Source organism: Nocardioides pelophilus (genome assembly GCF_014180685.1).
Taxonomy (GTDB): Bacteria; Actinomycetota; Actinomycetes; order Propionibacteriales; family Nocardioidaceae; genus Nocardioides; species Nocardioides pelophilus.
The window spans coordinates 1-25,679 of the sequence record NZ_JACEHF010000019.1 but is presented as its reverse complement, the minus strand read 5'-3'; the positions used below and the strand labels follow the sequence as shown (position 1 = coordinate 25,679).

Here is a 25,679-nt window from a genome sequence, read left to right as displayed (position 1 = left end):
CGAAACCACCGGCGATCCGTCCGGGTCAAGCGGCGAGGGTGATGGCGGGGTCCCCACCGGGCCGACTCCGTCTATACGAAAGGTTCGCCCATGAGCTCAACATCCTGCACCGGTCCCGATGCGGCTTCTGCGCAGTTCCCGAAGGATCGGCACGGGTGGAGCCGGCGCATGCGCGTCGTTGCTCTCTCCGCCGGTGCGTTGGCCGTGCTTGCCACCGCGGGTGGCCTGGCGGTGCTCAACGGCTATGACGACCGCGCCGACGAGGACTCGAGGGCGGCCGCTCTCGCCGGCCACCGCGGCATGGTGGAGGGCACCGTCTGGATCGCCAACGAGGGCGGCGACTCGCTCACGGCGATCGACGCCGCCACCAACCGGGTCGTGACCACCGTCGCCGGCGTCGAAGGGCCGCACAACGTCCAGGCGTCTCCCGACGGTGCTTCGGTGTGGACGGTCAGTGGCCACGACGGATACGCCGCCATGCTGTCCGCCGGGAGCCTGGATCTGCACGGCGTGGTTCCAACCGGCTCCGCGCCAGCCCATGTCGTGGTCTCCCCGGACGGGGCCACCGCGTACACCACAAACGGCGCAGACGACACCGTCTCCGTCATTGACGCGTCCACGATGAAGGCCACCGACACCATCAAGGTGGGCCAGGGCCCGCACGGCCTCCGACCCAGCCCGGACGGCCGCTGGCTTGTCGTGGCGAACGTCGCCGACACCACGCTCAGCGTCATCGACACCCGAACCAACCAGCTGGTCACAGACATCGAAGTCGGGAAGGCCCCCGCGCAAGTCGCCTTCTCCCCCGACGGCCGGTTCGTCTACGCCTCCCTGAACGGCGAGGCCACCGTCGCCAAGGTCGACATGACGACGCGCAAGCTGATCGGCACGGTCGCAGTCGGAGACGGCCCCATCCAGACGTACGTCAGCGGCGACAACCGCTACCTCCTCGTCGCCAACCAGGGCACCGAAGACTCTCCCGGGACCACGGTCTCAGTGATCGACACCAAGACGTTCACCGTGACCGCAACCGTCGAGACCGGGCAGGGCTCCCACGGCGTCGTCGTCGACCCCTCCAGCCGGCACGCCTACATCACCAACATCGACGGGGACGACGTCGCCGTCCTGGACCTCCAGGAGCTCGAGGTCGTGGCCCGGATCCCCGTGGGAGACAAGCCCAACGGCGTGAGCTTCTCCCCGCTCCCAAACGACGCCGAAGACGGCAGCGTCACGCTCGACCTTCCCAGGGATCCCGAAGTGCCCGCCGACGAGATCGAAAACGATCACGGAGACGGCCACCAGGACGGTCACTGATCCTCTGGAAGGCGACGCCGCCTCAGTGCGGCTGACTCAGACCCAGGCATCGGAGTGGACATAGCCAGCCATCACCGCGCCGTTCGCCACGCTGGGCCAGCATCCGCCGAGTTTTTGGGTCATCAATCCGCGACATAAGCAGAAACGGTTCAAAATGCGAGTGGCCTCTGACCTGCGTTTCCGCAGGCCAGAGGCCACTTCTCAGTAGCGGGGGCAGTGTTCTGGCTCAGGACATACCGGACAGATGTCTCAGGACATCCCGGACAGCATGTCTCAGGACATAGGAGACAGCGGGCCGCCAGCGTGCGGCCATGTCAAAGGCCCGTCTGGTCATCACCGCTGTCGTTGTCGAGCACCGGCCAGTCGCCGAGGTCGCCCTGGCCTACGGGGTCGCCCGGTCCTGGATCTATGAGCTCCTCGCCCGCTATCGCGACGACGGCGAGGCCGCATTCGAGCCCCGCTCCCGCCGTCCGCACACCACCCCGAACGCGACCTCGCCCGAGACCGTCGAGCTGGTGCTGCGGCTCCGCAAGGAGCTGACCGAGGCCGGCCACGACGCCGGCGCGGACACCGTGCGCTGGCACCTCGAACACCACCACCAGCTGGCGATCTCACGGGCCACGGTCCACCGGATCCTGGTCCGCAACAGCCAGGTCATCCCGGACCCCTCCAAGCGACCCAAGTCCTCCTACCTCCGCTTCGAAGCAGAGCAACCGAACGAGACCTGGCAATCCGACTTCACCCACTACCGGCTCTCACGTCCCGACGGCACGCCCGGGATCGACGTAGAGATCATCACCTGGCTCGACGACCACTCCCGCATGGCGCTCCACATCAGCGCCCACGTCCGCATCACCGCCCCGATCGTGCTGACCACCTTCACCGAAACCGCAGCCCAGCACGGCTATCCCGCCTCCACGCTGACCGACAACGGCATGGTCTACACCGTCCGGTTCGCCGGCGGCCGCGGCGGCAAGACCAAGCTCGAGGTCGAACTCCGACGCCTCGGGATCACCCAGAAGAACTCCCGCCCCAACCACCCCACCACCTGCGGCAAGGTCGAACGCTTCCAGCAGACCCTGAAGAAGTGGCTGCGCGCCCAACCCGACCAGCCCACCACCATCGCCGAGATCCAGACACTGCTGGACCGCTTCGCCATCGAGTACAACACCCAGCGCCCGCACCGCTCCCTGCCCCACCGCTCGACACCAACAGCCGCCTACGCCGCCCGCCCGAAAGCCACCCCCGGCGACCGCAGCACCGACACCCACGACCGCGTCCGCGACGACCGGGTCAGCAAGACCGGGTCCGTGACCCTGCGCCACAACGGCCGGCTGCACCACATCGGCATAGGACGGACCTACGCCGGAACCTACGTCCGGCTCCTGGTCCAAGACCTCAACATCCGCATCGTCGACACCGCCACCGGCGAACTCCTCCGCGAACTCGTCCTCGACCCAAACCGCGACTACCAACCCATCGGACGACCACCCGGACCAACCCGACCAGACCCGACCAGACCCGAAAAACAGCAACGGACCTACGTTTCCGTAGGTCCGTTGTCCGCGATGTCTTGAGACATCACATCAGTAGCGGGGGCAGGATTTGAACCTGCGACCTCTGGGTTATGAGAGACCTTGCGGCCAACAACGGACGGGTGCGTTGAGCGTTGAATCAAGGTAAAGTCCCAGGTCAGAGGCCAGTTTCGGTTCCAGGCTCGTCCGAGATCGTCCATCCAGATCCGGGCACGGTCTGCTCACAAATGGCTCACAGGCGACTCGGGAGGCTTACATGGCATGGGTGGTTGAACGACACGGCGCGAAGGGCACCCGATATCGCGGCGGCTACCGCGACCCCGACGGACGGCTCCGATCCGCGGGCACTTTCTCCACCCGCCGCGACGCGCTTCGTGCGGCGAACCGTGAGGAACAAAAAGTGCTGGCCGGGGCCTGGCACGACACCACTCTGGGTGAGGTCACCTTCCGCGACTACGTAGAGGGCGAGTGGCTGCCGAACAAGCATGTCGAGGCCTCCACCCGGGCCGCGTACATCTCGTATTTGAACAAGCACTTCTACCCCTACTTTGGCCACCGCAAGTTGAACCGCATCTCCCCCAGCCTGGTCCAGGACTGGGTCACCGAGGCCAAGGACGCCGGGCTCTCACCGAGATCGATCCGCAAGTACCACGTGATGCTGTCCTCGATCTTCGCCCGCGCCGTCAAAGACCGGGTCCTGGTGCACAACCCGTGCGACCACACCGAGCTGCCCAAGGTGATCACCCGCAAGGCCCGCACCCTCACCCCCGACGAATACACCCGCCTCCTGGGCGCGATCCCCGACCAGCACCGGCTGATGGTCGAGACCCTCATCGAGGCCGGGCTGCGGTGGGGCGAGCTCGTCGCGTTAAAGCCCCGGCACATCGACTTCCTCCGCCGATCCCTCACCGTGGAGGAGACCATCGTGGAGGTCTCCAAGACCCACTCCCCCACCGGCCAGCGCTACCTGATCAAGCCCTACCCCAAGGACAACGAGCCCCGCACGTTCGGAGTGCGTCAAGCCTGGCTCGACGCCATCGCCCAGCACATCCAGACCAACGACATCAGCCACGACGACCTGCTCTTCGCCACCCGAGCAGGTACCCCGATCTCTCGGAACACCTTCCGCACCCGCATCTGGCTCCCCGCCGTCAAAGCATCCGGGATCGACTTCGCCGTTCGGGTCCACGACCTCCGCCACGCCCACGCCTCCTGGCTGCTCGCCGGTGGCGCCGACCTGAAGTCCGTGATGGAACGCATGGGGCACTCCCAGATCCAAACCACCCAGAAGTACCTCCACACCCTCCCCGACACCGACCAACGCAACCTCGACGCCCTTACCCTCATCCAAAATCGCCAACCCTGACGACCCGCCGGACCGTCGCGCAACCTAGAAGGACCAGCCTGTCTAGGCGCATCTAGATCGGCACCTCGGTAACCCACGATCACCAGAAGTTCCGGCGTCGGAGCGCCGCCAGCCCGCCCTCTATTGCCGAGGTGAGCGTTGTCAGACGCCGACCGCCGCCCCGCGTGCACTAGTCAAGGTGTCTCACCTCGGATGTGGGTCTTCCGGTGGGGGTTGACCGTTCATCCGCCTCGCTTACAGTGCGCCGATGAGCCCTAAACAGGACCCAGCACAGCGAGCCGAGGCCATCTTCGAGGCACTCGATGCAAGTGAAGCTGCGGAGGAATCAGAAGAAGCCGTCGCGATCGAGGAGACGGCGCAGAAGATTGAGCGCGCCCGAGACAAGGTTGCGCGACAGGATTAGACGCAACCTCGAAGGGTCCGGTCGGCAGTCGCTCCGCGCCGCAGGCACTCACTGCCGCGGATTGAGCGTTGTCGGAAAGTTTACGCGAGGTAGTCCCACAGGTTGGTCGAGCAGAGCAGGCTTGTGCAGACCGCGATTCGAGTGTGAGTCAGCGCGGGGTCTTGACCACTGGGGTCCAGAGGAACGGTGAGTTCCTGGGTTGGCGCCCCGCAGACCTCGCACCCCGGGTTCGACGACTCCTTCACGTGAAACGACGCTAGGTCTCGAAGGTGAACAGCCCAAATCAGGATGACGGTCCGGACTGGGCTCGTGGTTTCGAGGGTTCCTCCCGGGGCCACATGGGCGTGGCCGAGGGGAACGCCGCCTGCCAGCCCGCAGAGCGCCGATCCGGTGGAGCTCAGCCAACTGCGCTCCTATCGTGGCTGGGTGGGATTGGACGACGACACCGACTGCATCGAGCACGTCTGGGTGTTGACCGAGTTGCACCTGTCGATCAGACGCGGAGCCGATACGGCCGAGCGCTGCCTGCGGTGCGACGCGGTGCGCTACGTTCCCGATCCAGTTCGGTCGAACCGCCGCCGGCGGCCGCTGCCACCGACTCGACGTCTACTCGACGAGTAAAGCTCTCGCAGCGGCAATAGCGGTCGCTATGACGACGAATCGGAATCCGCTGAGACATCCGCGGCCGCATACCTCCGAAGACGTTGCGCGTGCAGGAGCGTCGAGACAGACCAGTAGCCGAGGAACATGGGAATCAGGGACGAGAGCGGTTCGCGCGATTGAGTAGTAGTGACCCGCGCCGTACAGCGCGAGGCACAGCATCAGCAGCGGAATCTCCCACCACCCGGGCTTCCCGTAGCCATTCGAGGGGAATCGAATCGGGCGTACTAGGGCTGCGACCGCGCTGACAGAGAAGATCACCACCAGGCCCCCTGCGGCGGGCCACCCGATGAAGGGTCCGACCATCAGCAGCACCGCCGCGCATACGGCAGGAAAGAGGATCGCGGCGATGCCCGGTCGTCCGCGGGATCGCTGTTCCACCTGATCAACCTCTTGGTTTGAACGAACGCGGTTCGGCAGATAGCCGCACTCTCGTGCCGAACTGCGGCGGCGCGCGCACAGTTGTCGCTCGTGGTCGGGCCGACCCTCGTTCGGGCTGAAGGAAAGAGTTCCTGCGCGATTACCGCAAGTACCAGCCGCTCCGTGTCAACCGAACATGCGCTCGGCCGGCGGGGACTCTCACCTCTAGCCGCGCGTTTGCAGGCACGATGAGGAATCCGCGAGCCTTTCCGCTCTCAGACAGTTCGAACCGGGTGCCGCCGATGGTGATAGTTGCGCGCTCGCTTGCCCGGGTGATCTTCACCCGCACTAGACCGGACATGACGTTTCCCGGGTCCCGCCCCAGCCGGACGCTCTGCCGGCCCGACACTGTGCGGTCTAGGAGAACCTTGGGGTTGTTGGTCAGGCAAGAGGCCGGCGCCTCTGGGAACCGACGCAGGTTCAATGCCGTCGCGGAGTACACCGGCACAAATCCGGGAGCGCGGATGCACGAAGGGCGGCCGGTCAGTTCCCTGGCAGCCTGGATGAGTGTCCTGCGGCCGCTAGCCTCCACCTCGGCACCGTCGATGTCGATCCGCTTGGCCTTCAGCATGCCGGTCTCGTTGAGATCCACAGTGCCGTGAAGCTGCGCCGCGTCGACCAACGCCAGGCGCGTGAACGTGAGCAGCGAGCCCGGGACGCCAACTAGAAGTCCGTCATCGGCGCGGCAGCTGTGGGGGTTGACCCGGCCGCGAACGTCGAACGTTGAGCCCGACGGGACTCGGATTGTGGGCCGCTGCCGTTCGGAGGTGTCGTCGTGGATGCATAGGCGGGTTCCGGCGAACACCTTCGCGGTGGTGCCGATCGTGAGCTGGCCCACACCTTGGAAGCCCACATTTGGGGCGTGGTCGGTATCGCCAATCAAGCCGCCGTTTGACAAGAACGTGATCGCGGGATCAAGGACGGAGGTCGCTAACCATCCGCCTTCGGCCAGCTCGATGACGCCGGTGCCGTGCACATCTCCAGCGCCGACCATGATGCCTGAGTTCAAACCGCCGTCGCCGAGCCTGAGACGAGTCCCGTCGGTGATGTTGATGTCGTCGGCGAGCGACATCGTGCCCAGAAGGGTGAAGGTTCCTCGACCGCTGAAGGTGCCGGTCGCGGTCGATGACTGGCGGACAATCAGGTTGGCTTCCGGCGTGACAGAGACTTCCCCGTTCCACGCTCCGTCGGTCACGATCTGCGAGGTTCCTTCTGACGCTGAGAGACGTCCGTCAATCGTGAGCAGCGGATCGAAACAATCACAGACGCGGTAGACGTGGGCTGCGTTGAGATCGAGGTGTCCGCTGGTGCCGACGTCGACGTGGGCGCGAAGCTTGAGCGCGCCGGTGAGCTCGACCGAGCCGTCGATCGACAACGGGACGGACTCTTCGTCCGGAAAATAGAGAGGGTCGCCGTCAATGCTGCCCACGGCGCCGCTGGCGACCGTAAGGCCGGTCCTGACCTCGGCGCCGTTCCAGGACAACTCATCGAGAACCGTTAGCGTGTAAGCGGTCCGGGTCGCGTGGTCCGTTCCATAGAGAGACGTCTCCGGCCCTAAATGGAGCCCACCTACCTCGATGTCGCCGCCGATATCGACCTCGACTGAGCCATCGATAATCGCCTCATCTGTCGGACCGGGAACTCCGGTGGGCAACCAGTTTCCCGGCGACGCCCACGATGACGCGTCGCCTGCCCCGGCCCAGGTGTAGGTCACTCCCGCTTGGGCACCGATCGCTGTGCTCACAGGCATCGCGGGCGAGATCGCGAGAGCAAGAAGAACCCCGACGACCGTCACGACCTTCGTGTGCATCGCAATCTCCTGGTGCCTCTGGACCTCGGTCGCCTGCAGCGCGCGTCCCATGGATGTTCGCTCATGACGCTGGCTGGCGAATCGTTCGGGAGTCTAGGGCGCAGACTGCCTGCACGGGCGCGAATCGATCAACGGGAGGCACGCTCCCATCGTGAAGATTCGAGCACTACCTCGACTCATTTGCCGCGGGCTACGAGGCGAGGTCACCCCGGGACTCAACCGCGCACTGGACAAAGCCCTACTTGCTCTCCTTTTCGAGCGATCGGTCGAGCCGAAGGTTTCGACATCCGGACGGTAGTTGATCCGTGCGCCCTGGACCCTTACGGATCGGGGCGCTGAACGCACGGCGTCGCAATGCACGCGTTCGCTGCAGCGCGGCAGTAGCGTGCAGCTCCGCGAGCACGCCGGGCGGCAGTAGCAGGCGGCTTGAGCATTCGACTAGAGAAGTCGTGAGGTGAGACGAGGTAGCTCGTCTACTTGCTCCGGGAGAACGTGAGCACGACCTCGGGACCCATGAGAACAAGGTTCTCTGACGTTAGCTCGGCGCGGTCGACGAGGTTGAGGGCGTCGAAGTATTCGCTTGGCGAGAGCGGGGACTTCTTCGGCCGACACGTAATGTTCACCGACGGCTCAGTCACGGTCATCAGCGACACCGTTTCCTCACTAACGTGAAGAGGACCGAACGTTCCGGCAGCGCAGGCAGTCTGGGCGAGAGTCTCCTTGAAACGGACCTTCAAGGTCGCGCGCAAAGTGCCTGGCACGAGGATGTTGTGTCCATTCACCTCGGCCATGCGGAGGTGCCAACGCCCTCGCGCATCAACGTTTTGAACCGGAGGCGGCCCGGCGGTTCCGGAAGCCGCCGCGCTGGTCGGCTCAGCATGGCCGTCCGATGGATCAACCTCGCTGGAGCATCCCGATAGAACCATCGCGCTGGCCAGCACGATGACGCACGCGAGACTCAGATCGCTCACTGAATCACCGTCGCGGGTGACGTCCCGGTTGTCAGCAAACCTTCCGCGAACTCGGCACGTCGCGTGAGCATCAACGTGCTGCGAATGTTTGTCCGACCTCGACCGCCATCCGGCAGGAGTGCCCACTCCGGGCGGCCTATCGCGCGGTGCGCCGCCAGGATCGCGCCGTGATTCCGCGAATCGGGTTGTAGTCCGCAGGGGTCTGCTGCACGGATAGGTGACATCTAATCTGCGTCGATGTGTGCCGGCGCTGGAAGGATGTGCATCGTGCCGAAGCCGTTTTCCAAGGAGTTCCGCCAGGACGTGATTCGGGTCTACCGCGAGTCTGATTCCTCGATCGCGCAGGTCGCCAAGGACTTCGGAGTCTCCGCTTCCAGCTGGCCTTCCCACAAGCACCTCCATCATCGAGGTGTTGCGACGACCGCTTGAATCCGCCCTGTTCGTGGGCGTCGTGGCGCGCGCGTAGTTTGTCGTCGGTACGCGCGGCGGCTGCCAGTACGAGCGAGATGGCCGAGGCGCGCTGAGGCGAGGGGAGAGTTGCCTCCCCAGATGCTTGCCGCGATTTCATGCCACTGTTCACCTCCGCAGCGCCCATGCACCGGGTCAACGTGGCGAGGGCTCCGGGGGTGTCGGGCAATCGGGTGCGGATCCTGAGGAACATCCGACCAGGGTTCCCCGTCCATGTTCCACAACAGCGTCACGCTCGTAAAACGGCTGCTCTCAGGTCTCGTGATCTGCCATCCAGCGGCCTTCGCACAATGACCCTGGGCGCGGCATGTGTCACTCCGCTCCCTCGGTGATGGCAGGAACGAGGACCCGGACGACCGCGGGGTCGGTGTGACGCGGACGCGAAGGACTGGCCGCGATCCGGAGCTATGACGTGGGACACGGCCAAATCGTCGTGTCATGAACACTTATGTGACGTTCCTAGATCCAACGACCGGTGGGTGTAAATCCTTGGTTGCATCGGCTCGTCCGCCTCACGGATCGATGGGCGCGCCGCCTACTTTGAAGTGCCACCCGACCCTGTGCGCAATGGAGAAGCCGATGCGAGAATCTCACTACCGCCAGCGGTACCGCGTGCTCCAGGCCTCGATCGAGGAGATGGACCGTCGTTGTGACGGCGCGATTCCCTCCCGAGTTCCCGGGCTCTGGGAAGCCTTCGAGGATGATGTCGACCTGGTTGGTGCGCTGCAGATGCGCTGGTACACCCGACTAAGTGGCCGGATCGAGGTTCAACAACTGCGTCTGCCTGACCACGATCAGGCCGTCGTCTCGGCGTGGCGACTCACCCAAGCCGAACTGCCCGGTGTCCGTATGGTGATCGATCGATTGATCGAGAGCCCAACCTCTCCCCGGATGGGACTGATGCTGGCCAAGGCTCGACGCAACGAGCACATCATGGTCGCGCTGATGGCCGGTCTGACCTGGTTCCACGACGACCGTGCCGCAGCGCTCGGCTTCGACCTCGAGCGCGCAGCCCGCCGAGACCCGGTCGCCCAACGCCGCGACTCGGAATCGAGGCGCCGCTCCCTCGCGGCGCGACTGAGGGAGATGCTGGCAGCGTAAACCGCTGCCTGTCTCCACGCCGCTCGGCCGCCACCCTGGGCACACCACTTCTCGAGTGGCGCAGATTGCGCTATTCCCGGTTCTCTGGTCCAGCACCTGTTTGAGGTCGGCCAGCCCTCCGCGTCCAGCATCCCGCTGACCATCCTGTAGCCCCACTTCGGATGCTGATCGGCCAGCTCGATCATCCGCGCGACCAGTTTCTCCACGAAGTCCGAGGGCGTCGGGGCGTACCGGTTCGTCGACCTGTGCTGCCCGACCAGCCAGCAGGCACGGCGCTCGCTGACCTTGTGCTTACGCACCAGCATCGCCACCGCGTCCCGCCGCCGGGCCGGGCTCAGGAGTTTCCCTTCGCCAGTCCTTGAGCATCGAGATGTAGCGCCTGCTCGGCAACGATCCGCTTCAACCGGGCGTTCTCCTGCTCCAGCGTCTTCAGCGGATCGCCTCGTCCTGCTCTCACGCCCCGTACTTCGAACGCCACCGGTAGAACGTCTGCTCACTGACCCCGAGCTTCTTACACACGTGCGGGATCGATCGTGGAACCCTGCCCTGCATCTTCTCCGCATCACGCAGCCGAGCCACGATCTGCTCCAGGGTCAACTTCTTCGCTGCAGCCATCAGGACCTCACACCGGTCCTCTCACTTGTGGATGGATTCTCACAAGTTCTGGACCGAAAATCGGGGGGCCGCACAACGGCGAAAGCTTAGAGCAGCAACCGGTGCACGCACTTGCGGCAGCGACACGCGGTCCGCTCGTAATCACGAGTTAATACCACTTGGCAATAGTTTGAAACGCGCCCTCCCTACGGTCCTCGACAACCGGGGGCACGCCGCTGTGCCCAGTCATCGCCCGGCGGGCAACTCGCCGCGCAGACGATCGAGAGGGCTGCCCAGTCGTGTTCTCACCACGCACCCGCCACGTAATCGGCACCGTCGTCGCCCTGACGGCGACGATCAGCTTGTCCGCCTGTGGCAACAAGGACGGAGAAGGATCGGCAGCCGAGAGCTGCGTCGACACCTCCGGTGACACCATCAAGCTCGGGTTCCTCAACTCCACCTCCGGGGCCATGGCGATCAGCGAGCAGACCGTGCGCGACTCGCTGACACTCGCCGCCGAGGAGATCAACGCCGACGGCGGCATCCTCGGCAAGGAGATCGAGTTCGTCGAGGAGGACGGCGCGAGCGACCCGGCGATCTTCGCCGAGAAGATCGACAAGCTGCTCACCAGCGACTGCGTCGCCGCGGTCTTCGGTGGCTGGACCTCGGCCTCGCGCAAGGCCATGCTCCCGGTGGTCGAGGCCAACAACGGCCTGCTCTTCTACCCAGTGCAGTACGAAGGGCTCGAGGCGTCGGAGAACATCTACTACACCGGCGCCACCACGAACCAGCAGATCATCCCGGCGATGGACTTCCTGGCCTCCGAGGGCGTCGAGACCCTGTTCCTGGCAGGGTCGGACTACGTGTTCCCGCGCACGGCCAACAAGATCATCAAGCAGTACGCCGCGGACCTCGGGATCGAGATCGTCGGCGAGGAGTACGTGCCGCTGGACGACGACGACTGGACCACCCAGGTGGCCAAGATCGTCGAGGCCGATCCCGACTTCGTGTTCAACACCATCAACGGCTCGTCGAACGTCGGCTTCATCAAGGCCTACTACGAGCAGGGGCTGAGCCCGGAGACGTCCCCGATCATCTCGGTCTCCATCGCCGAGGAGGAAGCGCCGGCGATGGGCAAGGACGTCACCGGCCAGTACGCCGCCTGGAACTACTTCCAGTCGGTGGAGAGCCCGGCGAACGAGGTGTTCATCAACGCCTTCAAGGAGCGGTTCGGGTCTGACCGGCCCACGTCCGACCCGATGGAGGCGGCCTACACCTCGCTCTACCTCTACAAGAACCTCGTGGAGGCCGCCGACTCCTTCGCCGTCGATGACATCAACGAATCGGCCGACGGGGTCTCCTTCGACGCCCCCGAGGGCACGGTCACGATTGACGGGGAGAACCATCACATCGCCAAGACCGGGCTGATCGGCCGGATCAACTCCGACAACCAGTTCGACATCGTGTGGTCGTCGGAGGAGCCGATCGAGCCCGACCCGTTCCTGGAGGGCTACGACTGGTGGGACCCGAGCGCGGAGTGACGTCCAGCTGACCGTCGTACGCCCCGCTTTCCCGGGGGTCCCGCGCCGCACGGCGCGGGATCCCCGGCACCAGCGCCTCAGGAGAGACGTTCCTTGGACTCGTTCACGACCCCCCTGCTCGCCGGCACCGCGACCGGCGCGCTCCTCCTCATCGCCGCACTCGGCCTCGCTCTCACCTTCGGCCAGATGGGCGTCATCAACATGGCGCACGGCGAGTTCCTGATGGCGGGCGCGTACGCGACGTACCTAACCCAGCAGGTCGTCACCAACACCGACGTCTCGGTCCTGGTCGCGCTCCCCGTCGCGTTCCTGGTGGCAGGGCTGCTCGGCCTGCTCCTCGAGGTCACGGTCATCTCCTGGATGTACCGCCGTCCGCTCGACACCTTGCTCGTCACGGTCGGGGTCGGGCTGGTCCTCCAACAGTTGGCCAAGGACGTCTTCGGGGCCCAGGGCGACCCGGTGCGCACCCCGGGCTGGCTCGAGGGCAACATCGACGTCTTCGGCTACCACTGGCCCTACCGGCAGATGTTCACGATCGTCCTCGCGCTGATGGCGCTCACGGCGCTCGCCGCACTGCTGAAGTACTCCTCCTTCGGCCGGCAGATCCGCGCGACGGTGCAGAACCGGGACCTCGCCGAGACCGTCGGAATCCGCACCCGGACCGTGGACCGGATCACCTTCTTCGTCGGATCGGGGCTCGCGGGGATCGGGGGCGTGGCGGTGTCGCTCATCTCCGGCACCAACCCACGCCTCGGTACGGCGTACATCATCTCGGCGTTCCTCGTCGTCGTCGCCGGAGGGCTCGGTCAGCTGAAGGGCACGGTGATCGCGGCGTTCGCCGTCGGCATCGCGACGTCCTTCTTCGCCGACTGGACCAGCGCGAGCATGGCGCAGGTGGCGACGTTCGCGCTCGTCGTCGTCTTCCTCCAGGTGCGCCCGCAGGGGCTGTTCGTCGTCCGCAGCCGGGGGCTGGCATGAAGTCGTTCGCCCGCAGCTACGGTCCGTTGGTCGCCATCGCGGTGCTCGCCGTCCTCCTTCTCGTGGTGGCGCCGGCCGTGCTCAGCCCGTTCCGCCTCAACAACCTCGGCAAGTACTGCTGCTGGGCCATCGCGGCCGTCGGCATCGGCCTCGCGTGGGGACGCGGCGGCATGCTCGTGATGGGGCAGGGGGTGTTCTTCGGCATCGGCGGCTACGCGATGGCCATGCACCTGAAGCTCGAGGCGGCCGGCCCCGAGGGCATCCCGGACTTCATGCTGCTGTACGGCGACGGCACGATGCCCGGTTGGTGGGAGCCCTTCCGCAGTGGCGCCTTCACCTTGTTCGCGATCGTCGCGCTGCCTGCCATCGCCGCCGCGATCCTCGGCTACGCCGTCTTCAAGCGACGGGTGAAGGGCGCGTACTTCGCGATCCTCACCCAGGCGCTCGCCGTGGTGTTCGCCACGCTGCTCATCGCGACGATCCAGGAGACCGGGGGGTTCAACGGCCTCAATCAGTTCACCTTCTTCTTCGGCTACAACCTCTACGACCCGGTCAACAAGAAGATGGTCTACTCGATCGCCGCGGGCCTGCTGGTCGCCTGCCTGGTCGTGGTGTGGCAGCTCTACCGCAGCCGGTTCGGCGAGCTGCTGGTCGCCACCCGCGACGCCGAGGAGCGGGTGCGGTTCCTCGGGCACGACCCGGCCAACGTCAAGCTGGCGGCGTTCGTCATCGCCGCGGTGATGGCCAGCATCGGCGGGGCGATGTTCGCCCCCATCGCCGGCATCATCTCGCCCTCCGACGTCGACGCGACCGCATCGATCTTCCTCATCGCCGGCGTGGCGCTCGGCGGGCGGGCGCTGCTCCTCGGCCCCGCTCTGGGCGCGATCGCGGTCGGCTACGGACGGTCGACGTTGTCGGAGTCCTTCCCGGACCAGTGGACCTACTTCCTCGGCGCCCTCTTCATCGCCGTGATCCTGCTCTTCCCCGCTGGCCTGGCCTCCCTGTTCGGCAAGGCATGGAGCCGGTTGCCCCGTCGGAAGGCGGCCCCGGCATGAGGCTCCCCCACCCGAACCCGGACGACCTGGGCCTCGACTACCTCGAGGTCCGCGGGCTGACCGTCGACTTCGACGGCTTCAAGGCGGTCGATGGTGTCGACCTGACTCTCCTGCAGGGTCGGGTCCACTTCCTCATCGGGCCGAACGGCGCGGGCAAGACCACGCTGGTCGACGCCGTCACCGGCCTGGTCCCCGCGACCGGGCTCGCGCGCTACCGCAACCAGGACCTGCTGAGCGTGAGGTCGCACAAGATCGTCAGGGCGGGCATCGGCCGGACCTTCCAGACAGCGACCGTCTTCGAGGAGCTCAGCGTCCTGCAGAACCTCGACATCGCCGGCGGCGTCCACCGGTCACCGTTCGCGCTGCTCCGGGCACGGCGCGGCGTCCCGTCGTACGTCGCCGACGCGCTCGAGACCGTCGGCTTGGCGGACCTCAGGGACCGACCGGCAGGAGTGCTCGCGCACGGCCAGAAGCAGTGGCTGGAGATCGGGATGCTGCTCGTCCAGGACGCGAAGGTGATGCTGCTCGACGAGCCGGTTGCCGGCATGAGCGCCGAGGAGCGGGAGGAGACCGGAGCGCTCCTCCAGCGGATCGGCGAGGAGCGCACGATCGTCGTCATCGAGCACGACATGGACTTCGTCAGGAGCTTTGCCGACGTCGTCACCGTGATGCACGCCGGCAAGGTGCTCATCGAGGGGTCGGTCGCCGAGATCCAGGCCAGTCCCGAGGTCCAGGAGGTCTACCTCGGCCGGACCGTGGAAGGGACGACCCATGCTTGAGCTGCGAGGAGTGACCGCCGGCTATGGCAGGACGATGGTGCTCGACGACGTCAGCATCGAGGTGCCGGCCGCCGGCGCGGTCGCGGTCATGGGCCACAACGGGGCCGGCAAGACCACGCTGCTCCGGGTCGCGGTCGGGCTGATCCCGGTCAGGACGGGCACCGTCGTCCTGGACGGTGAGGACGTGACGTCGCTCCGGCCCAGCGCCCGGGTCAGGAGGGGACTCGGCTACGTGCCGCAGGGACAGCAGTCGTTCCCCCACATGACGACGCTGGAGAACCTCCAGCTCATCACCACCGCCCGGCCGGCGATCGACGAGGTGCTCGACACCTTCCCCGCCCTCCGCGGCCTGCTCGCCCGGCGGGCAGGGCTGCTGTCGGGAGGCCAGCGCCAGCAGCTCGCGATCGCGCGCACGCTCCTGACCAGGCCGCGCCTGCTCATCCTGGACGAGCCGACGGAGGGGATCCAACCCAACGTGGTCACCGACATCGAGCGCGTGATCACCGACCTCACCGGCCGGGGCGACCTCTCGGTGCTGCTCGTCGAGCAGCACGTCGGGTTCGCGCTGGCGGCCACCGGCAGCTACTACGTGCTCGAGTCCGGTCGCGTCACGTCCGGTGGCGACGGCGGGCCCGCGGCGATCGACGCTGTCCGTGCCGCGATGGCAGTCTGACGCCATGCACCTGACCCCTGCGGACACCGAGAAGCTGCTGCTCGCCGTGGCCGGGATGGTCGCCCGCGACCGCCGCGCCCGCGGCATCCGGCTCAACTACCCCGAGACCGTCGCGCTCCTCAGCTGCTGGGTCATCGAGGAGGCCCGGGCCGGAGCCTCGGTCGCCGACCTGATGGAGCGGGGACGCGACGTGCTGTCGCGCGACGAGGTGATGGCGGGCGTCGCCGAGATGATCACCGACGTCCAGGTCGAGGCCACCTTCCCCGACGGCAGGAAGCTCGTCACCCTCCACCACCCGATCGCCTAGGAGACACCGTGGCATCCACCACGTCCGGGCCCGGCGCGATCCGGGTCGCCGACGGAACCATCGTCCTCAACGGCGACCGCACCGCCGCTGAGCGGCTGCGGGTCGTCATCACCAACACCGGCGACCGTCCCGTCCAGATCGGCTCTCACATCCACATCGCCGAGGTCAACACGGCCCTGGCCTTCGACCGGGACGCGGCGACCGGGTTCCGCCTCGACATCGCCTCGGGCACCTCGAGACGGTTCGAGCCCGGAGCATCGCAGGAGGTCGACCTCGTCGCCCTGCGCGGTCGGCGGCACGTCCCGGGGATCCAGGTCAAGGGGGCCGGGCGACATGGTTGAGATCAGCCGGGCGTCGTACGCCGCGCTCTACGGACCCACAGTCGGAGACCAGGTCCGGCTCGGGGACACCGACCTCTGGATCGAGGTCACCGAGGACCGCACCGTCGGGGGCGAGGAGGCCGTCTTCGGCGGCGGCAAGTCGATCCGCGAGTCGATGGCGCAGTCGACCATGACGAACGCCGACGGCGCGCTCGACACCGTGATCACCAACGCCGTCGTCCTGGACCACTGGGGCGTGGTGCGCGCGGACGTCGGGATCAAGAACGGCCGGATCGCCGGCCTGGGCCGCTCGGGCAACCCCGACATCGCCGACGGGGTGCATCCCGACCTCGTGATCGGGCCCGGCACCGACGTCGTGTCGGGCGAGGGCAAGATCCTGACGGCGGGGGCGATCGACATCCACGTCCACCTGCTGTCCCGCTCGCAGGTCCACGAGGCCCTGGCCACCGGCATCACCACGATCGGCGGCGGCGGCACCGGTCCCTCCGAGGGCTCGAAGGCCACGACCGTCACGCCGGGACCGTGGCACCTCGCGGCGGTCCACCGCGCGCTCGACGACCTCCCGGTCAACGTGCTCCTGATGGGCAAGGGCAACACGGTGAGCGCGCCGGGACTCGCGGAGCAGGCGCTCGCCGGCGCGGCGGCATACAAGGTCCATGAGGACTGGGGCTCTACCCCGGCCGCGATCGACGCCGCGCTGCGCGCCGCGGCCGAGTTCGGGCTGCAGGTCGCGCTGCACTCCGACAGCCTCAACGAGGCCGGGTACGTCGAGTCGACGATCGGGGCGATCGCCGGCCGCTCCATCCACGCCTTCCACGCCGAGGGGGCCGGCGGTGGGCACGCACCGGACATCCTGACCGTCGCCTCCCTCCCCCACGTGATCCCCGGGTCCACCAACCCGACCCTCCCGCACACGGTGAACACGGTGGCCGAGCACCTCGACATGCTCATGGTCTGCCACCACCTCAACCCGCAGGTGCCCGAGGACCTGGCGTTCGCCGAGTCCCGGATCCGCGCCACGACCATCGCCGCCGAGGACGTCCTGCACGACAGGGGCGCGCTGTCGATCACGTCCTCGGACGCCCAGGCGATGGGCCGCATCGGGGAGGTCGTCTGCCGCACCTGGCAGGTGGCGCACGTGATGAAGGCCAGGTACGGCGACCACGCCGACCTCGGGGGCGGTCCCGCCGACAACCTCCGGGCCAGGCGCTACATCGCCAAGTACACGATCAACCCGGCGATCGCGCACGGCATCGCCCACGAGGTCGGCTCCGTCGAGGCCGGCAAGCTGGCCGACCTGGTGCTGTGGGACCCGCGCTTCTTCGGGATCCGGCCGTCGGTCGTGATGAAGGGCGGCGCGCTCGTCTGGGGTGCCCTCGGCGACCCCAACGCCTCCATCCCCACCCCCCAGCCGGTGCTCATGCGACCGACGCTGATGGCGGACGCGAGCGCGTACTCGGTTAGCTTCGTCGCGCCGGCCGCCATCGCGGACGGGCTGGCCGACCGGCTCGGGCTCCGGCGGCGCCTCGCCGGCGTCACCCCGACCCGCGACGTCACCAAGGCAGCGATGGTCAACAACACCGCCCTCCCCCGGATCGACATCGATCCCGAGACGTTCGAGATCGACGTCGACGGAGAGCGGGTCGTGCCGGCGCCCGTGGAGACGCTGCCCCTCGCCCAGCTGTACGCGATGTTCTGATGCACCACGAACTGGTGCTGATGCTGCTCGCCGACGCGCGGCTCCCGGTGGGCGGGCACACGCAGTCCGGCACGGTCGAGGCCGCGCTCGCCCACGGACTGACCGCGCACGACGTCCCGGCGTACCTCCGGACCCGGTTGCGCAGCGTCACGCTGGTCGAGGCGGGCTCCGCCGTCGTCGCGCGCCACCGGGCCGCCTGCGGCGGCGACCTCGCCGATGTCGATGTCGCCTGGGCCGCCCGCACGCCGAGCAGCGCGCTCCGGCAGGCGTCGCGGGGCCAGGGACGGACGTTGAGGCGACTCGCCGGGCTGCTCTGGCCGGAGGCCCTGGCGCCGCTGCACGACCTCCTCGCACCCTCCCGGGCGACCGTCCTCGGCGCCGTCGCCGCCCACCTCGGCCTTCCCGCCGGCTCGCTCGCGCGTCTGGTCGGGTACGACGACGTGCAGACCGTGTGCGCGGCCGCGCTCAAGCTGGCGCCCCTGGACCCGGCCGTCGCGACCGGGTGGGTGGCCGCCGCGCTGCCCGAGATCGCTGCTCTGGCCGCGGAGGTCGCCGACCTCACCTCTCCAGGCGAGATCCCGGCCGTCGGATGTCCGCAGATCGAGGTCTGGGCGCAGGCCCACGCCGTCACCAACAGGAGGCTCTTCCGTGCCTGAGCACGCCCCCCACCACGAGGACAGCCACCACCCCGGACAGCACGGACAGCACGGACACCCCGACCGCCCCCTGCGACTCGGCGTCTGCGGCCCGGTCGGCACCGGCAAGAGCTCGCTGATCGCCTTGCTCTGCCGGGAGCTCGCAGCGACGCTCGAGCTGGCGGTCATCACCAACGACATCTACACCGACGAGGACGCGCGGTTCCTCCGATCGGCCGGCGTGCTCGAGGCCGAGCGGATCCGGGCGGTCGAGACCGGCGCTTGTCCCCACACCGCGATCCGGGACGACATCAGCGCCAACCTGCTCGCGATCGAGGAGCTCGAGGAGGACTACGACGACCTCGACGTCGTCCTGGTCGAGTCGGGCGGCGACAACCTGACCGCCACCTTCTCCCCCGCGCTCGTCGACGCGCAGATCTTCGTGCTGGACGTCGCCGGCGGCGGTGACGTCGCTCGCAAGGGCGGGCCGGGGATCGAACGCGCCGACCTGCTGGTGGTCAACAAGACCGACCTGGCGCCGTACGTCGGGGTCGACGTGCCCCGGATGATCGGCGACGCGAGGGCCGTGCGCGCGGCCCGACCGGTGCTCGGCCTGTCCCGCACCGATCGCGCCAGCGTCGAGGAGCTGATCACGTGGGTCACCGGGATCCTCGCCTCCCACCGCACCGGCGCACTGATCCCCCGCGACCCGGGACCGATGGCGCGGCACAGCCATGCTCACCAGCACTGAGCGGGTCGGCCGCACCCGCATCCGCGTCAGCGCGGACCCCGACGGGGGCCGCTGCCGGGTCCGGAGCGCGATGACCGGCTCCGACCCCTCCACCGCGCTCGTGCGACCGATGGTGCTCCACCACGACGCACGGGCCGCACGGATCAGCCTGGTGCCCGAGGGAGCCCTCCTCCTGGCCGGCGACGCGATCGAGGTCGACATCACCGTCGACGCCGGCGCCCGGCTCGACCTCGTGGAGCCCGGCGGCACCGTGGCCTTCGACATGCGCGGCGACCGGGCCCGCTGGGACGTCCGGGCCCGGCTCGGCCGCGACGCCGTCCTGACCTGGGCGGGCGAGCCGTTCGTCGTCGCGGCCGGGGCCGACGTCAGCCGTCGCCTCGACCTCGAGCTGGCAGCCGGCGCCGGGGTCGCGATCCGGGACACCCTCGTCCTCGGCCGGTACGGCGAACGGCCGGGCGGCATGCGTCAGCACACGACCGTCGCGGTCGAGCGCAGCCCCGTGCTGGTCGAAGAGCTGCCGCTCGACGCCGCGACAGCCCCGGGACTCCTCGGCGGACATCGGGTCCTTTGCTCGGTGCTCCTGCTGGGCAGACAGCTCGCCCCCGACCCGGCAGTGCCCGACCGCTACGACCTCGATGCGGGCGGGCACCTGTGGCGCCGCCTCGGCGCCCAGGCGCACCAGGCCGCGCTGCCCGACGCCTGGCGGGACGCCCTGAAGGCGATTGGCTGAGGCAGCTCAATGAGCGCGCGCGATCTGCTGCTCCACGCGAAACCCGATGCCGTCCGTTTCGGCGACCTAGACGTCCTGGTCGACCAGGTTGCCGTCCAGCCGCATCAGCCCCCGAAAACTGGAGTAGAAGTGCCCGCCCCGCATCCGCCGCACCGCAGCGACGTCGACCGACCCGCACACCTCGCCAGCCGAGCGAGGAAGAGTAGCGCCTTGTAGCAGGACTCCCCCACCGCGTTGAGCGTCGGCGCCAGCGGCCCCAGCGCGCGTAGCAGGCGCGCGCGAGCTCGTTGGGCGGGACGGTCGCGCGCGGCCTACTGACCTTGTCCCTCGGGCCCGCACACGGTGCGGGCCGTGACCTCTGGGCCAATGCCCCGATCATCTGCCCACCGAGCGCCTGAATCGGCGTCCGGTCACGCCTGATGAGATCCCGGTCCGTCCAGCTCGGTCCACGCTCGTGTAAGTCGTCTCGCAGCCCCGAACGGGCTGAACGCCGCCATCATTGCTGCCAAGTGCTTATAGGTCGCTGTCGAGAACGCCAGAGGCGGCTTCCGGATCTCTCCGAAAACCGCCTCTGACCTGGTGTTTCTCTTTGTAGCGGGGGCAGGATTTGAACCTGCGACCTCTGGGTTATGAGTTAAACCTACGGGCGAATTCGGCCCTCGCTCCACGCTCAGCTTTCGGGTAAACTCGCAGGCCAGAGGCACATTTCGGTTCCACGGACATCCATAGACGTCGCAGCGCATCCACGCCGACTTTGCCTACAACTGGCCCACAAGACAGTTCTCGGGAGGTCTCAGGCGATGGCGTGGATCATGGAACGCACCGGAGCACGCGGCACCACCTACATGGGCGTCTACCGCGACCCCGACGGCCACAAACGCTCGGCCGGGTCCTTCTCCACCCGCCGCGAAGCCCAACGTGCCGCCAACCGCGAAGAACAGAAGGTCCTCGCCGGCTCATGGCACGACTCCTCCCTGGGCGACATCACCTTCCGCGAGTATGTCGAGACGGAGTGGCTGCCCAACAAGCACGTGGAGGCCTCCACCCTTGCCGCCTACTCCTCTAACCTGAACAAACACTTCTACCCGTTCTTCGGCAAGCGCAAGTTCAACCGGATCTCCCCCTCACTGGTGCAGGACTGGGTCACCCAAGCCCACGCCGAGGGGCTCTCGCCGAGGTCGATCCGCAAGTACCACGTCTTCTTGTCCTCGATCTTCGGCCGGGCCGTTAAGGACAGGGTCCTGGTCTACAACCCGTGCGACCACACCGAGCTACCCAAGGTGATCACCCGCAAGTCCCGCACCCTGACCCCACAGGAGTTCGACCGCCTCCTGACCGCGCTCCCCACCCAGCACCGATTGATGATCGAGACCCTGATCGAGGCCGGCCTCCGCTGGGGCGAGCTCATCGCGCTCAAACCCCGGCACATCGACTTCCTGCGCCGCACCCTGGCCGTGGAGGAGACGATCGTCGAGGTCTCCAAGAAGCACTCCCCCACCGGGCAACGCTACCTGGCTAAGCCCTACCCCAAGGACAACGAACCCCGCATCTTCGGCGTGCGTCAAGCCTGGCTCGACACGATCGCCGAGCACATCAAGACCAACAGCATCGGTCGCGACGACCTGCTGTTCGCCACCACCGCCGGCACCCCGATCTCCCGCAACACCTTCCGCACCCGGGTCTGGCTCCCCGCCGTAAAGGCCAGCGGAGTCGACTTCCCCGTCCGCGTCCACGACCTGCGGCACGCCCACGCGTCCTGGCTGCTCGCCGGCGGCTCGGACCTCAAGTCCGTCATGGAACGGATGGGCCACTCCCAGATCCAAACTACCCAGAAATATCTCCACACCCTCCCCGACACCGACCAACGCAACCTCGACGCGCTCACGCGCGTCCAGGGCCGCCCGTCCTGATTGCGAAATGCGGCACCCCCGAAGCTTTCGAGGTGGCGCCAGCTCGCAGCGTGCGGTGGGTCGTGGGAAACGGAGCGGCCCAGCCCGCCACACCAGACGGCACCGTCGATGCCAAGGACCTGGCTGACAGCATGGATCTCCGCCGCGCTACCCGTGACGCCCGCGCCGCCGACCGAGTCCGAGCGCGGCATCGACACCGTGAAGATCGAGTCCCGCGGCGACCTGGCTGACGTCCCGCCGGTCACCCTCGACCGCGCCGACGTCCACGGCCTCGACGCCCGCCAAGCGATGTTCTGAACGTCCTGTCTGACTCAGTGCGCACAGTCGGTGTCCGGCCTCTGAAGGTCTCGCTCGAGGCCGGTTACCCAAAGTGGTGGGTCCACGACGGCTCCAACCCATTCTGGGTCGAGATGCACGACCTGGCAATTCCCTCTTCGCCCTCCGCAGCTCGTCCCTGCTGTTCTCATCGCCCCGCGGACCTCGCAGTTGATGGATCGCGATTCGGCTATGCCCCAGGACCATGGAGCGGAGGAGCGATGTCCAAAGGGGGTTTTCTGCGGGTACCTGGGCGCACCTGTTGCGCCGCGTCGAGGATGCCGGGGTACGAAGACAGCGGTCCATCAGACGCAAGGCCACTGCGGAACGAGCTAGTCCCAGACGGCGGCACGCTCAGCTCTCAGGCCGGTGGAGGGATGAGTGCAGCGACGGCGGTGAGCTCGAGCCTGACCCCACGGGTGCGTAACCCGGCCGGCTGGACGCATGCGCGTACCGGATAAGGCGCTGCGAAGTGCTCGCGCCATGCCTCATCGAAGGCGTGGGTGTCGGCAAGGTCGGTGAGGAATGCGTGGACTGACAGCACGTCGTACCTGACCGCGCCGGCCGCTCGGCGGCCAGACTGAGGGTTCGGTCGAGGTTCGCGAGGGTGGTGCGTGCCTGACTGGTCATGTCGCCGGGATCGCGACTGCCGTCAGCGTGGATGGGCAGCGCCGCGGCGTAGGCCGTGTCGCCGTGGATGACCGGCCGCCACCGGGACGTGCGCCCGGTCCGTCCTCATCGGGGACCGGCTCGACGTTGAGGTTGCGCTGACCGTTCAAGATGATCGCTAGCTCGGCGGCGGCGCCCTTGAGCAGCGGAACCGCAACGTCGACGTCCAGGTTGCCTCGGCGGCCGACCAGGCTAGTGGCGGCGAGGGCGATGCCGTGCTCGGACAGGACGGGCACCGGGATGGCTACCAAGTCCTCGGAGCTGTCCGGGAGGCGGGCCAGCGCGTACCCATCGTTGCGGAATGGCGGCCAGCCGCTCTTCTTCGGGGCGCACGTGGAGGGGGATGCCAAGGCTAGCCAGCTCCTCGATGGTGGAGAACGCGACAAGCCCCCCCCCCCCCCCCCCCCCCCCCGCGACCCGCGCGCTGATCCGCGAACTTCGACACAACCCAGGCACAGTCGGTCGACCCGACGATCGCTGTCCGGTCCCAGCCGGACAAGTTGAGCATCGTCCCGTCACGCACACTGACGGATGACCGTCGGCGCGGGCATCCCGCCGCATCGAGGATGCATACCTCCAGCGGTGCCAACGCCGCGCCGTCGTGGCGATCAGGCGCCGCCTCCAACCTGAAAACAATTCGAACTTAGATTAAGGTTGAGTGCTACACGAGGATCCGAGTCGCCTGTCCGCACATCACGCGCCCCTGGTACCGGACATCGAGGAGAGCTGAATGGATCTGGGACTCAGGGACGCACGCGTGCTGGTCACGGGCGGCGCTTCGAACATCGGACGCGGAATCGTTCACGGGTTCGCCGCGGAAGGTTGCCGCATCGTGCTCAGTGACATCGACGGCGACCAAGCAGAGCGAGTTAGGAGCGAGGCCCTCAATTCCGGTGCCGCAGCGGTCGAGCTTGCGATCGGCGACCTGACTACCGAGGACGAGGCGGAGCGCGCCGTCCGACGCTCGGTCGACCTGTGGGGCGGGCTCGACGTGCTTGTCAACAACGCCGGTTGGAGCGTGCCGGGATTCATCGCCAAGAACACGGACCGGGCCAACTGGCAACGCACCGTCGAGGTCAACTTCTACACCGCGATCAGCGCCACCCAGGCCGCTTTGACTCCGATGCGCGAGCAGGGCCACGGCTCCATCGTCTACATCGCCAGCGAGTCGGCTTTCGGCCAGATCCGCCAGGGCGTCTACGGCGCGACGAAGGCGGCGGTCGTCGCCCTCGCCCGGACCACGGCGCGCGAGCACGGCCGCCACGGCATCCGCTCGAACGTCGTGTGCCCCGGGCTGGTCGTGCCCGACGGGCCCGAGGCCGTGGGCGGGAGCAGCCTGTGGGCCGTCGGCAAGGACAACGTGTTCAACGACGACCAGGCGGCCTACCTGCTCAAGGACACCCCGCTCGGACGGCTCACCACGGCGGAGGACATCGCCAACGCCACCCTGTGGCTGTCGTCCGACAAGGCTGCCCGACAGGTCACCGGTCAGCTGTTCAGCGTCAGCGGCGGCTACACGATGCCGTGACCCCGCCAGCGCCGCTGCCGGCGACCGGCCTGGGAGTCACGGCGCCAGCGCCGTGAACCGCCAATCCAGAACTGCCCGGTCACGGTCCGCCACGACCTCGGCCCGGAGGTCGACGGTGCGCCACCCGCCGGGCGTCGTGAGCACGCGGTCCACGGTGACCCGGGTGGTCAGCGTGTCACCCTCGTGGACCGGTCCGACGTGGTCACAGGACTCCCAAGCGAGCACGGTCGCAAGGTCGGGCAGCGCTCGGAGGACCTGGGAGGCGGCGATCGCGATCGTGTGCCCTCCGTAGACCAGTCTTCGACCGCCGGCGACGTGCGCGTCGTGGTGCACGGCTGCCACGTTGAGTGTCAGACGGGCCAGCTCGGGGGCGCTCGACACGACGTCCCCGGTCGCGACCTCGAGCACCGTCCCCGAACCCGGGGCGCCCTCGGAGCCACGGCCTCCGAGTGCCGCTACGTAGGCGTCGCGGTCCCACTCGGGCACCAGCTCCGCCGGGTCGATGGGCGAACCCTCGGTGCCGACCGCATCGAGGTCGTCGTCGTGTCCGGTCTCCGCTCCGTCGCGGAGCGGGAGCATGGCGCAGCGGTAGAAGTTGAGGACCGGGCGGCCCTCGTGGTCATTCGTCGTCATCCGCAGCGCCGCCAGGCCAGTCGGGGGCCTGCCGGGGCGTCGCGAGTTCTCGCGGAGGCCCACCACCGTGGTCGTGGTGGACAGCGTGTCGCCGAGCAGCGGCTGCCGGAGCAGGGCGAGCCGACGGTAGAAGAGGTTGGCGCGGACTCGCTGAGTGACCAGCGTCGACTGCCCGATCGCCACGTTCCAGACCAATGCCGGGCTCGCCGGTCGGCCACCGGCGACCCGCCTCGCCAGCTCGTCGTCCAAGGACAGCCGCCAGCGGTCGCCGACGATCGCTTGGTGGGCGGCCGCCCTGCCCTCCGTGAGGGTGCAGCCAGGTGCGGTGTCGAAGACCTGGCCGACGCGGAGGTCGTCGAACCAGGGACCGGCCACCGCTGTCACGCGCTCACCGTGCCCGATGCCTTGCCCAGCACCTTGCGCGCCGCAAGGGCCATCGCCTCGTCGACGAGGGCGCCGTCGACGACGGTCGCGCCACGGCCGGCGGCTGCTG

The 25,679-nt window shown here is 67.8% G+C and carries 25 protein-coding genes and 1 pseudogene; 19 read left to right on the top strand and 7 right to left on the bottom strand.

The window, feature by feature from the left end; genetic code table 11:
- Positions 1-168 precede the first annotated feature (168 nt).
- From H0488_RS06135 to H0488_RS06120, 4 genes are all read left to right on the top strand, one after another.
- A complete protein-coding gene (locus H0488_RS06135) occupies positions 169-1,314 on the top strand; it encodes a YVTN family beta-propeller repeat protein (RefSeq protein ID WP_220794249.1) in 1,146 nt (381 codons plus the stop codon).
- Positions 1,315-1,625: 311 nt separating this feature from the next.
- Positions 1,626-2,891 carry an IS481 family transposase gene (locus H0488_RS06130; RefSeq protein WP_246371521.1) on the top strand — a complete coding sequence of 422 codons (1,266 nt, stop codon included), beginning with the start codon at positions 1,626-1,628 and terminating at the stop codon, positions 2,889-2,891.
- A 214-nt stretch (positions 2,892-3,105) separates the two neighbouring features.
- Positions 3,106-4,215, top strand: coding sequence for a tyrosine-type recombinase/integrase (locus tag H0488_RS06125; protein ID WP_183098401.1), 1,110 nt, complete (start codon positions 3,106-3,108; stop codon positions 4,213-4,215).
- Between the two features lie 247 nt (positions 4,216-4,462).
- Positions 4,463-4,618, top strand: a complete 156-nt coding sequence (locus H0488_RS06120) for a hypothetical protein (RefSeq protein WP_183098400.1) — start codon at positions 4,463-4,465, stop codon at positions 4,616-4,618.
- A 1,180-nt stretch (positions 4,619-5,798) separates the two neighbouring features.
- Here the strand turns inward: H0488_RS06120 and H0488_RS06115 are convergent.
- A complete protein-coding gene (locus H0488_RS06115; RefSeq protein WP_183098399.1) occupies positions 5,799-7,508 on the bottom strand; it encodes a hypothetical protein in 1,710 nt (569 codons plus the stop codon).
- A gap of 473 nt (positions 7,509-7,981) precedes the next feature.
- Positions 7,982-8,479, bottom strand: coding sequence for a hypothetical protein (locus H0488_RS06110; RefSeq protein ID WP_183098398.1), 498 nt, complete (start codon positions 8,477-8,479; stop codon positions 7,982-7,984).
- Positions 8,480-9,514: 1,035 nt separating this feature from the next.
- On the opposite strand from H0488_RS06110, the gene H0488_RS06105 reads away from it, so the two are divergent.
- Positions 9,515-10,048, top strand: coding sequence for a hypothetical protein (locus H0488_RS06105; RefSeq protein WP_183098397.1), 534 nt, complete (start codon positions 9,515-9,517; stop codon positions 10,046-10,048).
- 334 nt (positions 10,049-10,382) lie between these two features.
- Here the strand turns inward: H0488_RS06105 and H0488_RS06100 are convergent, their stop codons facing one another.
- Positions 10,383-10,526 carry a hypothetical protein gene (locus H0488_RS06100; protein ID WP_183098421.1) on the bottom strand — a complete coding sequence of 48 codons (144 nt, stop codon included), beginning with the start codon at positions 10,524-10,526 and terminating at the stop codon, positions 10,383-10,385.
- A complete protein-coding gene (locus tag H0488_RS25235; RefSeq protein WP_376768457.1) occupies positions 10,502-10,600 on the bottom strand; it encodes a transposase in 99 nt (32 codons plus the stop codon). Before H0488_RS25235 ends, H0488_RS06100 begins: the two co-directional genes overlap by 25 nt.
- Before the next feature lie 341 nt (positions 10,601-10,941).
- Between H0488_RS25235 and urtA the strand changes: the two genes are divergently transcribed.
- The 13 genes from urtA (at position 10,942) to H0488_RS06030 (ending at position 22,338) form a co-directional block, all read left to right on the top strand.
- Entirely contained in the window at positions 10,942-12,183 is a 1,242-nt protein-coding gene (gene urtA, locus H0488_RS06090) for an urea ABC transporter substrate-binding protein (RefSeq protein WP_183098395.1), read from the top strand.
- A 93-nt stretch (positions 12,184-12,276) separates the two neighbouring features.
- A complete protein-coding gene (urtB, locus tag H0488_RS06085; RefSeq protein ID WP_183098394.1) occupies positions 12,277-13,161 on the top strand; it encodes an urea ABC transporter permease subunit UrtB in 885 nt (294 codons plus the stop codon).
- The gene (urtC, locus tag H0488_RS06080; protein ID WP_183098393.1) at positions 13,158-14,216 is read left to right on the top strand and encodes an urea ABC transporter permease subunit UrtC; all 1,059 of its coding nucleotides are present in this window, start codon (positions 13,158-13,160) and stop codon (positions 14,214-14,216) included. Before urtB ends, urtC begins: the two co-directional genes overlap by 4 nt.
- Entirely contained in the window at positions 14,213-14,995 is a 783-nt protein-coding gene (urtD, locus tag H0488_RS06075) for an urea ABC transporter ATP-binding protein UrtD (RefSeq protein ID WP_183098392.1), read from the top strand. The genes urtC and urtD overlap by 4 nt, the downstream gene beginning before the upstream one ends.
- The gene (locus H0488_RS06070) at positions 14,988-15,668 is read left to right on the top strand and encodes an ATP-binding cassette domain-containing protein (RefSeq protein WP_183098391.1); all 681 of its coding nucleotides are present in this window, start codon (positions 14,988-14,990) and stop codon (positions 15,666-15,668) included. Before urtD ends, H0488_RS06070 begins: the two co-directional genes overlap by 8 nt.
- A 4-nt stretch (positions 15,669-15,672) precedes the next feature.
- Positions 15,673-15,975: an urease subunit gamma gene (locus H0488_RS06065; RefSeq protein ID WP_183098390.1), complete on the top strand. Its 303-nt coding sequence runs from the start codon at positions 15,673-15,675 to the stop codon at positions 15,973-15,975.
- An 8-nt stretch (positions 15,976-15,983) separates the two neighbouring features.
- Positions 15,984-16,316, top strand: a complete 333-nt coding sequence (gene ureB, locus H0488_RS06060; protein WP_183098389.1) for an urease subunit beta — start codon at positions 15,984-15,986, stop codon at positions 16,314-16,316.
- The gene (locus H0488_RS06055; protein ID WP_183098388.1) at positions 16,309-18,015 is read left to right on the top strand and encodes an urease subunit alpha; all 1,707 of its coding nucleotides are present in this window, start codon (positions 16,309-16,311) and stop codon (positions 18,013-18,015) included. Before ureB ends, H0488_RS06055 begins: the two co-directional genes overlap by 8 nt.
- A complete protein-coding gene (locus H0488_RS06050; protein ID WP_246371519.1) occupies positions 18,015-18,671 on the top strand; it encodes an urease accessory protein UreF in 657 nt (218 codons plus the stop codon). Before H0488_RS06055 ends, H0488_RS06050 begins: the two co-directional genes overlap by 1 nt.
- Entirely contained in the window at positions 18,664-19,401 is a 738-nt protein-coding gene (ureG, locus tag H0488_RS06045) for an urease accessory protein UreG (protein ID WP_183098387.1), read from the top strand. Before H0488_RS06050 ends, ureG begins: the two co-directional genes overlap by 8 nt.
- Entirely contained in the window at positions 19,385-20,131 is a 747-nt protein-coding gene (locus H0488_RS06040) for an urease accessory protein UreD (RefSeq protein ID WP_183098386.1), read from the top strand. The genes ureG and H0488_RS06040 overlap by 17 nt, the downstream gene beginning before the upstream one ends.
- A gap of 812 nt (positions 20,132-20,943) precedes the next feature.
- Positions 20,944-22,041: a tyrosine-type recombinase/integrase gene (locus H0488_RS06035; RefSeq protein WP_246371518.1), complete on the top strand. Its 1,098-nt coding sequence runs from the start codon at positions 20,944-20,946 to the stop codon at positions 22,039-22,041.
- A 108-nt stretch (positions 22,042-22,149) separates the two neighbouring features.
- Positions 22,150-22,338: a hypothetical protein gene (locus H0488_RS06030; protein ID WP_183098384.1), complete on the top strand. Its 189-nt coding sequence runs from the start codon at positions 22,150-22,152 to the stop codon at positions 22,336-22,338.
- Positions 22,339-22,717: 379 nt separating this feature from the next.
- Here H0488_RS06030 and H0488_RS25230 read toward each other — a convergent pair.
- Positions 22,718-22,912: pseudogene (locus tag H0488_RS25230) on the bottom strand (RidA family protein); the annotation flags it as partial.
- 70 nt (positions 22,913-22,982) lie between these two features.
- Positions 22,983-23,261: a hypothetical protein gene (locus H0488_RS06020; RefSeq protein ID WP_183098382.1), complete on the bottom strand. Its 279-nt coding sequence runs from the start codon at positions 23,259-23,261 to the stop codon at positions 22,983-22,985.
- A 494-nt stretch (positions 23,262-23,755) separates the two neighbouring features.
- Between H0488_RS06020 and H0488_RS06015 the strand changes: the two genes are divergently transcribed.
- Positions 23,756-24,553, top strand: a complete 798-nt coding sequence (locus H0488_RS06015; RefSeq protein ID WP_183098381.1) for an SDR family NAD(P)-dependent oxidoreductase — start codon at positions 23,756-23,758, stop codon at positions 24,551-24,553.
- A gap of 36 nt (positions 24,554-24,589) precedes the next feature.
- Here H0488_RS06015 and H0488_RS06010 read toward each other — a convergent pair whose 3' ends face one another.
- Positions 24,590-25,570 (bottom strand): MaoC family dehydratase, encoded by a 981-nt coding sequence (locus tag H0488_RS06010; RefSeq protein ID WP_220794248.1) that lies wholly within the window; start codon positions 25,568-25,570, stop codon positions 24,590-24,592.
- Between the last annotated feature and the right edge of the window lie 109 nt (positions 25,571-25,679).